This window comes from Halorussus rarus (genome assembly GCF_003369835.1).
Taxonomy (GTDB): Archaea; Halobacteriota; Halobacteria; order Halobacteriales; family Haladaptataceae; genus Halorussus; species Halorussus rarus.
Genome location: NZ_QPMJ01000001.1, coordinates 112,371 through 124,788, shown reverse-complemented (window position 1 = coordinate 124,788; position 12,418 = coordinate 112,371). Strand labels below are relative to the sequence as shown.

At 68.6% G+C, this 12,418-nt stretch carries 13 protein-coding genes; 7 read left to right on the top strand and 6 right to left on the bottom strand.

Translation table 11 applies throughout. The annotated features are described in order from the left end of the window. Positions 1-18: 18 nt before the first annotated feature. Positions 19-888 (bottom strand): universal stress protein, encoded by an 870-nt coding sequence (locus tag DVR07_RS00665; protein ID WP_115794863.1) that lies wholly within the window; start codon positions 886-888, stop codon positions 19-21. A gap of 304 nt (positions 889-1,192) precedes the next feature. Next, a complete protein-coding gene (locus DVR07_RS00660; protein WP_115794862.1) occupies positions 1,193-1,993 on the bottom strand; it encodes a class I SAM-dependent methyltransferase in 801 nt (266 codons plus the stop codon). A gap of 273 nt (positions 1,994-2,266) precedes the next feature. On the opposite strand from DVR07_RS00660, the gene DVR07_RS00655 reads away from it, so the two are divergent. Both DVR07_RS00655 and DVR07_RS00650 read left to right on the top strand, forming a co-directional pair. Next, positions 2,267-2,974: an AzlC family ABC transporter permease gene (locus tag DVR07_RS00655; protein ID WP_115794861.1), complete on the top strand. Its 708-nt coding sequence runs from the start codon at positions 2,267-2,269 to the stop codon at positions 2,972-2,974. Continuing rightward, the gene (locus DVR07_RS00650; RefSeq protein WP_115794860.1) at positions 2,975-3,319 is read left to right on the top strand and encodes an AzlD domain-containing protein; all 345 of its coding nucleotides are present in this window, start codon (positions 2,975-2,977) and stop codon (positions 3,317-3,319) included. A gap of 33 nt (positions 3,320-3,352) precedes the next feature. Here the strand turns inward: DVR07_RS00650 and DVR07_RS00645 are convergent, their stop codons facing one another. Continuing rightward, positions 3,353-4,183 carry a deoxyribonuclease IV gene (locus tag DVR07_RS00645; RefSeq protein ID WP_115794859.1) on the bottom strand — a complete coding sequence of 277 codons (831 nt, stop codon included), beginning with the start codon at positions 4,181-4,183 and terminating at the stop codon, positions 3,353-3,355. Positions 4,184-4,378: 195 nt separating this feature from the next. Here DVR07_RS00645 and DVR07_RS00640 point away from each other — a divergent pair, with 195 nt between their 5' ends. After that, the gene (locus DVR07_RS00640; RefSeq protein WP_115794858.1) at positions 4,379-4,690 is read left to right on the top strand and encodes a hypothetical protein; all 312 of its coding nucleotides are present in this window, start codon (positions 4,379-4,381) and stop codon (positions 4,688-4,690) included. A 98-nt stretch (positions 4,691-4,788) separates the two neighbouring features. Continuing rightward, positions 4,789-5,322: a redoxin domain-containing protein gene (locus DVR07_RS00635; protein ID WP_115794857.1), complete on the top strand. Its 534-nt coding sequence runs from the start codon at positions 4,789-4,791 to the stop codon at positions 5,320-5,322. Between the two features lie 122 nt (positions 5,323-5,444). Here the strand turns inward: DVR07_RS00635 and DVR07_RS00630 are convergent, their stop codons facing one another. After that, positions 5,445-6,278 carry a lipoate--protein ligase family protein gene (locus DVR07_RS00630; protein WP_115796261.1) on the bottom strand — a complete coding sequence of 278 codons (834 nt, stop codon included), beginning with the start codon at positions 6,276-6,278 and terminating at the stop codon, positions 5,445-5,447. Positions 6,279-6,516: 238 nt separating this feature from the next. On the opposite strand from DVR07_RS00630, the gene DVR07_RS00625 reads away from it, so the two are divergent. Then, on the top strand, positions 6,517-6,993 hold the full coding sequence (locus tag DVR07_RS00625) for a YbhB/YbcL family Raf kinase inhibitor-like protein (protein ID WP_115794856.1): 477 nt from the start codon (positions 6,517-6,519) through the stop codon (positions 6,991-6,993). Between the two features lie 290 nt (positions 6,994-7,283). Here DVR07_RS00625 and DVR07_RS00620 read toward each other — a convergent pair whose 3' ends face one another. Further along, positions 7,284-9,143 carry an ABC transporter substrate-binding protein gene (locus tag DVR07_RS00620; protein ID WP_193569994.1) on the bottom strand — a complete coding sequence of 620 codons (1,860 nt, stop codon included), beginning with the start codon at positions 9,141-9,143 and terminating at the stop codon, positions 7,284-7,286. Positions 9,144-9,487: 344 nt separating this feature from the next. Between DVR07_RS00620 and DVR07_RS00615 the strand changes: the two genes are divergently transcribed. After that, positions 9,488-10,405, top strand: a complete 918-nt coding sequence (locus DVR07_RS00615; protein WP_115794855.1) for a serine/threonine-protein kinase RIO2 — start codon at positions 9,488-9,490, stop codon at positions 10,403-10,405. 117 nt (positions 10,406-10,522) lie between these two features. Here DVR07_RS00615 and DVR07_RS00610 read toward each other — a convergent pair whose 3' ends face one another. Further along, complete coding sequence (locus DVR07_RS00610; RefSeq protein ID WP_115796259.1) at positions 10,523-10,669, bottom strand: DUF1328 family protein; 147 nt, start codon at positions 10,667-10,669, stop codon at positions 10,523-10,525. 249 nt (positions 10,670-10,918) lie between these two features. On the opposite strand from DVR07_RS00610, the gene DVR07_RS00605 reads away from it, so the two are divergent. Continuing rightward, the gene (locus DVR07_RS00605; RefSeq protein WP_193569992.1) at positions 10,919-12,400 is read left to right on the top strand and encodes an Hvo_1808 family surface protein; all 1,482 of its coding nucleotides are present in this window, start codon (positions 10,919-10,921) and stop codon (positions 12,398-12,400) included. Positions 12,401-12,418 lie beyond the last annotated feature (18 nt).

Genomic DNA, 12,418 nt, shown 5'->3' with positions numbered 1-12,418 from the left:
GGAACGACGACCGGGCCGTTAGGTCTGCCGGCGCACCGTCAGTACGGGCACCGGCGAGGAGCGGACGAGGCGCTCGGTGACGCTACCGAGCAGCACCCGGTCGGTGCCGCCGCGACCGGTCGTCCCCATCGCGACCAGGTCGACGTCGTTGTCGTCGACGTACCGCAGGAGCTGTCGGTGGACTCGCCCGCGGAGAATCTCCTCCGCGACGGCGTCGACCCCGGCATCCTCGGCCCGGGCGGCCACGTCGGCCACCGCCTCCTCCGCGACGTCCTCGAATCCCTCGCTGGCCGAGGCCGACCGGACGTCGAAGCCAAGCGACGTGTCGTCGACCACCGAGACGGCGTGGACCGTCGCGTCGAGGGCGGCCGCGAGGTCGACCGCTTCGTCGACCGCCGCCTCCGCCGCGTTGCTCCCGTCGGTCGGGACCAGGACGTCCTCGTAGGGGAACGACGTGCGGGCGTCGTCGTGGGAGCGGATGGTCAGCACGGGCACGTCCGACAGCCGCACCGTCTTCTCGGTGACGCTGCCGAGCAGGAGCCGCGAGAGGCCGTCGCGGCCGTGGGTCGGCATCACCACGAGGTCCATTCCCTGCGACTCGGCGTAGTCGGCGATGGTGCTCGCCGGGTCGCCCTGGACAACCTCGGTCTCGCAGTCGACGCCCCGCTCGCGGAGGTCGGCGGCGACCGGGTCGACGATCTGCTCGCCCTTCCGTTCGAGCGCGTCGACGACCTCGGTGCCGATGGTCGTGACGCTGTCGCGCTTCGTGTTGGCGACGAACAGGACCCGAACCGCGGCGTCGAACCGGTCGGCGATGTCGCCGGCGTGTCCGATGGCGGCGTCGGCCCCCTCGCTGCCGTCCACCGGGACCAGGATGTTCTCGAACATGTCGTTGTGAAGGAGCGCACGCGGTAAAGAGGTTAGCCCGGGAGAATCGTCGCTCTTCAGCGTGTGATGGCAGGGTGGCCCTTCCACCGGTTCCGGCTACCCGACCAAATCTTCGTTTGGGTGGACTGAAAGGGGCCGCCGGTCGCGTGCAGTTCAGTCGTCTGCGGGACCACTATTCGGCGCGGGCCGTGCGGAGAGCGCCGAATATGTCCCGCAGCGACCGCGACCGGGCGGGGGCTTTCGGGGATGTCGTCACAGCAAGCGTAGTCCGAACCCAGTAACGACAAAAGAACCCACTACGATCTCACACCGACCCGACCGTCACGTAGAAGGGGACGACCTCGGCCCGGCGGTACTCGCCGTCGCCCATCTGCTCGACGACGTCCCGACCCATCTCGCGCCAGTCGCTCCGGAGGTCGTCGTACTCCGCGGCCGAGAGGCCGCCGGCCAGCAGCGTCGCCCGGTCGTCGGCCAGTCCCTCGCCGCTGGCCTTCCGGCGGGCCGAGCGCAGGTCGCGGTCGGCGTAGGGCGGTTCGACCGTCCGTGCGTGGACGTGCCGACGCGTGGACACGTCCGAGAGGCCGACCTCCTCGAACGCCTCGCGGGTACCCTCACCGCCGAGGGTCACGTCGGTCTCGACCCCGTCGAGGTAGGCCCGGCGCGCCCGGGCCGCCAGGTCGCTCTCGGCGCCAACCGTGGACTCGACCGCCACCGCGGCGTTGTCGGGTTCGACCGCGGCGACGAGGTCGGTCGAGACTCGCCGGAACTCCCGGACAGCGGCGGCGGGGTCCGGGAGGTTGATGAGCAGGGCCTGGCAGACCACGAGGTCGAAGCGGTCGTCCGGGAACGGCAGGCGGAGCGCGTCGCCCGCGACGGTCTCGACTCCGCCCTGCTCGCGGGCCACGGCGAGCAGGCCGGGGTCGGCGTCGACCCCGACGACCTCGCCCGTCGTCTCCTCGGCGAGTACCCGCGAGAGTTCGCCGGTGCCGCAGCCGACGTCCAGAATCCGCTCTCGGGAGTCGAGGTCGAGGTCGGCCAGCGCCTCGCGGTCGTCCCACATCCCGCGGCGCGTGTCCCGGAGGTAGTCGGCGGAGAACTGTCGCACGGCTGAATCTGAATCGGCGTTGGGACGCGAGAGGCAAAAGCGGGGCGGTCCGTCGCGGCGCGCTCGGCGGAGCAGCCTCCGCGTGACGGACCCCAGCAGTGCGCTCGCGGACGGCTCGCCGGAACACCAAGCGTGATACTGCTGGACCGTCCACCGGGAGACAGTGATGGGAATTATCGTAGCAAGCCGTCGCTTTTCGCAGCGTATCCGGGCAGATCGAGCGACAGGACCCACGGGGCGAGTGGGAACCGCTGAAGGTCTACGATAATTCCTATGAGTTCACCGCGCAGCGACTTCCGGGCCGGAGTCCGCGTGGTCGCGCCCATCCTCCTCGGGGTAATCCCGTTCGGGATGGTCGCGGGCGCGGCGGCCGTCGGCGTCGGCATCCCCGCGGCCCAGGCGGTCGCCATGTCGGTCGTCATCTTCGCCGGGGCCTCCCAGCTCGCGGCCATCGAGCTCGTGGGCCGGGGCGCGCCCGCGCTCGTCGTCGTCGCGACCGTCCTCGTGGTCAACCTCCGGCACGTGATGTACAGCGCCTCCATCGCGCCCCACTTCGCCCGGCTGTCAGCCCGGTGGAAGGCCGGGCTCTCGTACCTGCTCACCGACCAGGCGTACGCGATCTCGCTGATGCGGTTCGAACGGGAGCCGGAGACGAGTCGGCGCTGGTACTACCTCGGGGTCGCGTTCCCGCTGTGGCTGACGTGGCAGGCCGCCACCGTCGTCGGCGTCCTCGTCGGCGCGCGGGTCCCCGAGGGCTGGCACCTGGAGTTCGCGGTGCCGCTGGTCTTCCTCGCGGTGCTGGTGCCGGCGGTCACCGACCGCGCGACCGGCGCCGCGGCCCTCGTCGGCGGCGCCACGGCCATCGCCGCCAACGGCCTGCCGTACAACATCGGGCTGGTGACCGCCGCGGTCGTCGGTATCGCGGCCGGGATGGTCGCGGAGTCGGCGCTGGGGACCGGCGAGGAGCGGGAGGTGTCGTAGATGGCCGCGAGCGACTTCGACACAATCGTGCTCTGGCTGGTCATCCTCGCTGGCGGCGTCGGGACGTTCGCGCTCCGGGCGTCGTTCGTGGCGCTGTTCGGCCGGCTCGACGACGTCCCGCCCCGGGTCGAGCGCGCGCTCAGGTTCGTCCCGGCGGCGGTGCTCTCGGCGCTGCTGGTACCGGAACTCGTCTTCGCCGACGGCGGGCTGGCGCTCTCGCCGGCGAACCCGAAACTGCTGGCCGGCGCGGTCGCGGCCGCGGTCGCGTGGCGGACCGAGGACATTCTCGCGACGCTGGTCGCCGGGATGGGCGCGCTGTGGCTGGTCACGTTCGCGCTGGGGTAGAGAACGAATTCTGCGGTCCGAAACGCGGTTTCGTCAGTTCTCCCGCAGTTCCTTCACGCGCTCGATGTTCCACGCGAAGCCCTTGCCGTCCTCGTGGGGCGTCTCCAGGACCAGCGGGACGTCCGCGAGGTCAGGGTGATTGATGAACGCCCGCATCCCCTCCTCGCCGATGAGGCCCTCGCCGATGTGGGCGTGCTCGTCCTTGTTCGTGCCGCACTCGTGCTTCGAGTCGTTGAGGTGGACGCACTCCAGGTGCTCCAGGCCGACCACGTCGTCGAACTCCGCGACGGTCTCCTCGACCGCCTCCTCGCTGGAGAGGTCGTAGCCCGCGGCGAACATGTGGGCGGTGTCGAGGCAGACGTCGAGGTCCTGGTCGGAGCGGGTCAGCACCTCGTGGAGGTGCTCGAAGTCGCCGCCGAGCTTGGTGCCCGATCCGGCGTCGCTCTCGACCAGCACGGTCACGCCGTCGGGGACGTCGAGTTCGTCCAGGGCGCTGGCGGCGTTGTCGAGGCCGCCGTCGACGCCCGCACCGGTGTGGGCGCCGAGGTGGACGTTGACGTACGGGATGTCGAGCTTGTCGGCGGCGTCGACCTCCTTCTGCATGCTGTCGATGGACTTCTCGCGGAGGTCGTCCTTGGGCGTGCAGAGGTTCACGAGGTACGACGAGTGGATGACCCACGGACCGACGTCGTTCTCGACTGACGTGGTCCGGAACCGCTCGGCCTCGTCGTCTTCGATGTTCGGGTCCTGCCACACCTGCGGGGAGTGGGTGAATATCTGGCCGCAGTTGCCGCCGTCCTCGATCTGCTCGTCGACGGCGTTGTAGACGCCGCCGGCGATGGACTCGTGTGCGCCGACTCTCATGTGTTCGGGCAGGGATGGAGGGGTCAAAGGCGCTTCGGAACCGGGGTCGGTCGCCGCGGCCGCCCTCACCGGAATCGGTCGCAAACGACCGGCGACCGCGATACCGACGGCGCCGCGACCGGCGGGCGACGATACCGCCGCGTACGGTGTCCGCTCGGGGCGCACGCTTTTTCGACTGCGGCCCGTAGGACCGGCGTGCCCATCGACCTCGACACCTTCGAGCGGGGCGGCGAGCGCTACTCGATCGAGGAGCGGATCATCCAGTTCCTGCACGACCACGACGATCAGGCGTACAACGTCCGGGAGATCACCGAGGCGGTGATGGACACCGGCTGGTCGGAGGCAAACGTAGACTATCCGGTCGACGACGACCTCATCGGTTGTATCGTCGACGTCGCGACCGTGAGTTCGATCGTCGACAGGCTCGTGGACAACGGCGCACTCGAACGCAGAATCGTCGACACCGGAGTCGGCGAGCAGAGCTACTACCACAGTCGGGCGGAGTAGCCCGCCGCGACTTCGAAGACGGGCCCGGACGAGTTCGGCCGGAGCCGCGGGGAGCGATATGAGGTGGAGTTAAAGTGGTCCGCGCGTCAGCCTCGGCCATGGGCGATTTCACGGGGATCGAGGTCGGCGAGACGGTCGAGGGCGGCGGCGGGACGCTGGTCCGGCCGGACGGGACCGCGTCCGAGGTCGCGCTGTCCGACCTGCTGGACGACGGGCCGGTGCTGCTCACCTTCTACACCAACGACTTCAGTCCCGACTGCATCGAGGAGTGGTGTTCGTTCCGCGACTACGACTGGTTCGCCAGTAACGACGCGGTGCGGGTCGTCGGGGCGAGCAAGTCGCGACCGTTCACCCACCGGAAGTTCATCGACCACCTCGACCTCCAGTTCCCGCTGTACGCCGACACCGACCTCGACCTCGCGGCGGCGTTCGGCGTGCGCTACCGGGCGTTCAAACTGGTCCCGCGGGCGCGCCGGTCGTGCTTCCTGCTCGACGAGGACGGCGTCGTCCGGTACAGGTGGGTGGGCGAGCACCCGCTCGACCCGAGCCGCGACCAGCCTCCGATATCGGAGATACACGAGGCCATCGTCGAGGAGTTCGGGGGCGACGACCCCGAGACGTTCGGCTTCTAGTAGGGATTATCGTAGCGAGTCATAGGTTCTCGCGACAGGTCCCGGCGTAATCGAGCGACAGCACCCACGTTCTGGTCGATGAATCTCCGAAGTTCTACGATAATCCCTCTGAGCCCCCGAGACTACTCGGTCGGGTCCTCGCGGTCCCGGACCCACGCGTCGCTCTCGTACTTGGCCGCGGCCCGCTCCTCGGCCCGCACCAGTTCGTCGTCGGTCCAGCCGCCCTCGTCGGCGTCGGCCCACGCGCGTAGGGCTTCCTCGACCGCTTCGACCGCCTCCTCGCGGTTGACGTCGGCCTGCTCGCGCATCGTCGTGACGCGTTCGCGGAACTCCGCGGGCGTCGTGTCGGGGTCGGCGAACGTCCCGAGGTGGCGCTCGGCGTCGAGGTCGAACTTGAGCGAGCCGTGCTGGATGACCGCGTCCTTCCGGCGGTACTGGGCGTTGCCCGAGATCTTCCGCGCACCTTCGTCCGCGCCGGAGGCGTCCCCCGCGACCACGTCGTGGGCCGGGTGGAGCTCCCGGAGGTAGCACGCCGGCTGGTGGATCGCGGGCTGCTTCTCGTCGGCGAACCGAGCGTCGACGCCGAGTCGCTCGAAGGCGTCGAAGACGGGCTCGCACAGCAGTTCGTAGGTGTCCATCAGGTCGCCGGGGAGTTCGTCGGCGGGCGCGACGATGGAGTAGGAGATGTCGCCGTGCCGGTCGTGGTAGATGCCGCCGCCGCCCGTAGGGCGCCGGGTGACGGTGACGCGCTCGCGCTCGCAGTCGTCCCACGCCACGGTGTCGGGGTCCTGGCGGTAACCCAGCGAGAGCGTGCTCGGGTCCCACCGGTAGACCCGCACGGTCCGGGGACCGCCCGCGGCGGCGGTTTCGGCGGCGACCTCGTCGAGCGCCATGTTGAGGGGGCCGCGGCGGGACTCCTCTCGGACCAGCCGCCACTCCCGGTCTGCCAGCGTCATACCGTGCGGTTCGGGCGAGGCGACCAAGTGGATTGCGAAGGCGAACAGTTAAGTGATTTAGGCAACCCTAAACTAGGTATGAGACTCGACCGACTGACCGGCAAGCGGCCGAAGCGGAGTCGAACGTGGGCCGCGGTCTGCGCCGGTCTCTTCGGGGACTCGGCGGCCGAGGAGCGCGACGAGTCGGGGTAGCCGTCACGGCTTTCGACGTGGACGGCGAGGCGATACGCGGGAAGCCATGTCCGACGCCTCGATCCGCACCTCGGCGTTCACTCACGGCGAATCGATCCCCGAGAAGTACACCTGCGAGGGCGAGGACGTCTCGCCCGAACTGACGCTCGCGGACGTCCCCGAGGACGCCGCGGCGCTCGCGGTCGTGGTCGACGACCCAGACGCGCCCGCCGGGACCTTCACTCACTGGTTGTGCTGGAATCTGCCGGCCGACACCGTCGAGATCCCCGAGGACGTGCCCGCACTCGCCGAGGTCCCCGACCTCGGCTGCGCCCGACAGGGCGAGAACGACTTCGGCGACGTGGGCTACCGCGGCCCCTGCCCGCCGGAGGGCGACGACCCCCACGAGTACCGGTTCACGCTCCACGTGCTCGACGAGGAACTCGGCGCCGACGCCGGCGCGGTCCGGACGGCGGTCCAGGACGAACTCGACGCGAAGACCCGCGCCGTCGACCGGTTCACCGGGACGTTCTCGCGGGAGTAGCCGAAGGACGCGCGGGCAGTCGCGAGCCGGGGCCGGACGGCGGCCGCGAGAAAGCGGGACTTTCATCCTCGGACGACCGCGACCGAATGCACCGCGCCCGTCGTCGGTCCGCCGTACAGGTATGCATAGCAATCCCACGGTCGCGATAGAACAACGCGTGATTTCTCGTCCGCAATAGAGAAACGTCCACGCACCGATTCGCTCCGACACGCGAAAGAAGATCGTGGTATCGCCCGCTCGGCGAGCGAGACGGGTCGACAGGGTTGAATCTCGTCGGTGGCGTGGTGGCCTCAGTTACCGCCGGTACTGTTACCGCCGGTCTGGTTGCCGCCACCGCCGCCGGCGTTACCGCCACCGCCGCCCGACTCGTTCTTCCGGACGTTGTTGAACATCTGGCGGCTCGTGCCGGCCGCGCCGAACTTCGGGAACTGGACGTTGTCGTACCAGAACCGCTGTTCGAGCTGGTGATAGACGTTCAGCATCGTCACGTCCTCCCAGTTGGCCTCCTCCATCTGGACGTACGCCTGGTTGCGCTGCTGCTCGGCCTGGTCGGTCGGCGCGGGGTTCTGCTGGATCGTGTTCCACGCGTTCCTCGCCCGCTGGGACGCCTGCGTGTCCGACCAGTTGACGTACGAGATCGGCGCGTCCTGCGAGGTGTCGGTCTGTGGCGGGTTCAGCAGCTGCAGGAAGTTGTCCGGCGCGGGCCAGTCCATCACCCACCCCAGCGAGTACGCCTGCAGGTTGCCCTGCCGGCCGCGCTGGAGCAGCGTCGAGAACGGCGCGCTCTGGATGTTCATGTCGATGTGGGCGCTGGCCAGCTTGTCGCGCAGGAGCTGAGCGACCTGCGGCCAGGTGTTCGAGGCCTGGTAGACGGTGAGGGTGAACTGGTACCGGTTGTTCGGGCCGTAGCCGGCCTCCTCCATCACCTGCCGGGCCTGGTCGAGGCGCGTCTCGTTGTACCCGTACGGGTAGTTCTGGCTGGCGTGCTGGGTGGCGGCGTCCGGGCCGCCGGGGTAGATGGCCGGCGGCGTGAGGTGGTAGGCCGGATCGCCCCGGCCCTTGAACACCTGATCGACGAGCTGCTGCTGGTTCATGGCGTATGCCGCGGCCTGCCGGGCGGGCTTCTCGACCCGGTTCGTGTTGAACCCGATGTAGTAGGTGTCGATGGTCGAGACGCCGAGGTACTCCAGCGTCTCGCCGTTCCGGACCGGCCCGTACGTCCCGACCTGCCGACCCCGGTCGTCGGTCCGCTCGACGTTGACCTGGTTCGGGTTGTAGAACGACGTCGGGATGTTGAACGCGTCGGCGTTCTTGTTCATCGCGTACGTGTAGATGGCGTTCGCGTCCGACATGATCTGCCAGTGGACGCGCTCGACGTCCGCGACGTTCCCGTGGTAGTTCTCGAACCGCGACACCGACGTCTCCGTGGCAGACTCCCAGTTCTCGAACGCGAACGGGCCGCATCCGACCGGCTGGCTCTTCGAGAACTCCTGGTACGACAGCTGACCGTCGTACCCCTCGATATCGCCGACGAGTCCCTCCGGGACCGCCGCGAACGACGTGTACGCCAGCATCGGGAGCGTCGCGTGGAACGGTTCGGCGAGCTCGAGCTCCAGCGTGTAGTCGTCCGGGGCCCGCACGGCCATCGACCCGGGGACGTAGTTGCCCTCCCCGTCGGTGGAGTGCTTCACGCCGATGGAGTCGAGGATGAAGTACGCCCGTCGGGACTGCTCGGACGCCGCGAGTCGCTCCCACGAGTAGACGAAGTCCTGAGCGGTGAGCTCGTCGCCGTTGTGGAACTGCACCCCCTGCTTGAGGTTGAACGTGTACGTCCGCAGGTCGTCGGACAGTTCGTACTCCGTCGCCAGCAGCGTCTGGACGTTCGTCTGCCCGTTGGGGTAGTTCATCAGGGCGTCGAACACCTGCTGGATGACCTCGCCCGAGGCGGTGTCGGTCGCCCTGACGGGGTCGAGCGTACTCATCGTCTGGTTGATGAGGTTGAGCGTCCCGCCTCCGCCCTGACCACCCTGCTGGGTCGTCGTTTCTTGTGCCGCACTCTCCTCCGCGAAGCCACTTCCGAGCGCGACGGCAGAGGCCGCACTCCCGGTAGCCGCCAGGAAGGATCGGCGGCTGGTGTCTTGGTCCCCCATTGCAAGGCCAGTTACCGTCTGAACGCCCATTTAAGCCAGTGTCGGTGAGGGAAGACGAAGCAGTTGGTAAAACCCGGTCGCCCTCCAGTATTTCGAGCCGTCGGGCGTGGAAACCCCAATCGGCCTCAAAGATTACATTTTATATCGTCGTCTGTAGTTTATGCCTGGTGGCCGGTCGGTATTTGGCCGACGCTTTGAAGTAGGAGAAGCGACCGGCCGACCCCGAGGCAGAACTGACCGGTACCCGGGCCATTCGAGAACCCCCTCGCAGGACGGGGTCGGCGTCCGTTCCGGCAGTCGACGTCCCGCGGGGCTTTTACCCGACGGACGACTACGTGGCGGTGATGGTCCAGAACGTCGCGGGCATGCTGACCGAGTTGGAAGCCGAGGACTTCCACCTGCTGTCGGGCATCGAGCAGGGCATGCGCTTCTCGGAGTGGGTCGCCCGCGGGAAGCTCCCGGAGTTCTCGCGGCTCACCGCCGAGGAGGTCGACTACCGGCTCGACCGGTGTCTCGACCGCGAACTCATCGAGCGCAGGACGATCCAGTACGAGGGCTACCAGCTCAAGTTCGAGGGGTACGACGCGCTGGCGCTGCACACCTTCGCGGAGCGCGATACCCTGGAGGGGTTCGGCGCGCCACTGGGCGTCGGCAAGGAGAGCGACGTCTACGAGGTCCAGTCGTACAAGCCGCTCGCGCTCAAGTACCATCGCGAGGGGTACACCAACTTCCGGGAGGTCATGAAGGAACGCGACTACACGTCCGACCGCGAGCACGTCTCGTGGCTCTACACCGCCCGGAAGGCGGCCGAGCGCGAGTACGAGGCGCTTGAGTCGCTCTACCCCGACGTGACGGTGCCCCAGCCGGTCGACCACAACCGCCACGCCATCGTGATGGAGAAGATAGACGGCGTCGAACTGTCCCGGACCAAGCTCGAGGACGACCAGGTGGTGCCGATACTCGACCTGATCCTCGGCGAGATGGGCGACGCCTACGCCGAGGGCTACGTCCACGCCGACATGAGCGAGTACAACGTCTTCGTCAACGCCGAGGGCATCACCATCTTCGACTGGCCCCAGGCCACCCCGACCGACCACGAGAACGCCGCCGAGCTGCTCGAACGCGACGTGGACAACGTGGTCGGCTACTTCCGCCGGAAGTACCCCCGGCTCGTCCCCGACGAGATCGACGCCGGCGCGGTCGCGTCGACGCTCGCTTCCGGCGAGTTCGAGACGGTCCGGGAGCACGGTACCGGGGAGTAACCCCGGTCGTAGGGTCGGTTGTAATTCTGTCTTAGTCCGGATCAGTCGTCAGACAGTGTCACGCTCGAGACACTGCCGGTGGCGGACCGGAGCTGAAAAGAGTTACAACCGACCCTATCAGAGCACCAGCGATATCGCGGCCAGCACGAGGAACGCGATCACCAGCCACTTCGCGATATCCATCGACAGCCCGGCGATGCCGCCGGCGCCGAGCGCCGCGGCGATGATGGCGAGCACGAAGAAGCCGATGGCGAGTTCGAGAATCGCCATGCTATCGGCCCCCAGTGGCGCTGGTCGGTCGGTCGTCCACGCTCGGATCTCGACTTGCTCGGAGCATGGACGAACGTCGAACCTCCGCGAGGTTAGTTATCAGGTGGCTAAATTCTTCGGACGGAGGGAGGCCGCCGGGAGCCGCGCGGAACGGTCTGCAACGGTGGAACGCAACGCGCGATTTCCACCCGTTCGGCGGCCCGAAGCCACTTCCGCCTGACGACGGATACCACTAGCCGTCTCATGCGAACGGAGCTGACATTCGCGTTCCTCGTGCTGTTGTCGGGAGTGACGACGTTCGCGGCAGTTCCGGCCGCCGACGCGGTCCCGCGGACCGATGCGCCGCGGACGCAGGACGGCGCACCGCCGGACCCCGAGTCCGACGTGCTGGGATGGGAGAACGGCTACTGGTACAACGAGTCGTTGTCGGTCGACGCGTCCGACGGACTCAACGACTCGGAGCTCGAGAAGGTCGTCGCCCGGTCGATGGCGCGCGTCGAACGCATCCGGCGACTCGAGTTCGACTCCCGGGTTCCGGTCCGGGTCGTCCCGCGGGACGCGTTCAGCCGGCAGCGCGGTCGGTCGCCGCCGTCGGCGCTGCGCGCGTTCGAGAACGCGAAGTACGAGGCGCTGTTCATGGTGAACGAGTCGACCGACTCGCTGGCGGTCCAGCGACGCAACTCCGGAGCGGCCGTCGGCGGGTTCTACAGCCCGACGGACGACCGCATCGTGGTCGTCTCCGAGAACGTCACGACGCCCCGGCTCGACGAGCTGACGCTGGGCCACGAACTCGTCCACGCGCTCCAGGACCAGCAGTTCGACCTCGGCCGGTTCGAGCGCCCGACGCGGGAACAGCACAACGCCGTCGACGGGCTCGTCGAGGGCGACGCCAACTACGTCCAGCACATCTACGAGCGCCGCTGCAACGACGAGTGGGCGGGCACGTGTCTCGGCATCACCGAGCGACCCCAGGACTCCGCCGGGTCGCTCGCCAACATCGGCCCGTACCTCATCAAGTTCCAGCCCTACAGCGACGGGCCGGCGTTCCTCCGGTCCGTCAGGGACGAGGGCGGCTGGGAGCGGGTCAACGGTCTCTACGAGGACCCGCCCGCGAGCACCGAGCAGGTCATCCACCCCGAACTGTACGGTGAGGACCAGCCCCGACCGGTCCGGGTTCCCGACCGGAGCGACGAGTCGTGGGAGCGCCTCGACGTTCCGAACCGGGTCGACTACGGCGAGTTCGGCGAAGCCGGGCTGTTCTCGATGCTGGTGTACCCCGGCATCGCCGAGGGCGGCAACCGGACGGTGATTCCGCCCCGGTCGTTCCTCACGCCCGAAGCGGGCGCCGGGGGACCCGACTTCGACCCGTACAACTACAGCGACCCCGCGACGGCGGGGTGGGACGGCGACAGGCTCGTGGTCTACACGAACGACGAGGCGCCGGCGAACGAGACGGGCTACGTCTGGAAGACCGTCTGGGACTCCCGGCGCGACGCCCGGCAGTTCGCCGAGGCGTACCGGCAGTTGCTCCGGATCCACGACGCGAACGCCGTCGAGGACCGCGAGAGCACGTGGGTGATCCCCGAGGACCGCGAGTTCGCCGACGCCTTCCGGGTCGAGCGGCGCGGGGACGCGGTGACGATAGTGAACGCGCCGACGGTCGACCAGCTCTCGGGCGTCGACTCGCCGCCCGAGGCGGCGGCCAACGCGACCGTCTCCTCGTGACGCGGCCCGACCCAATCC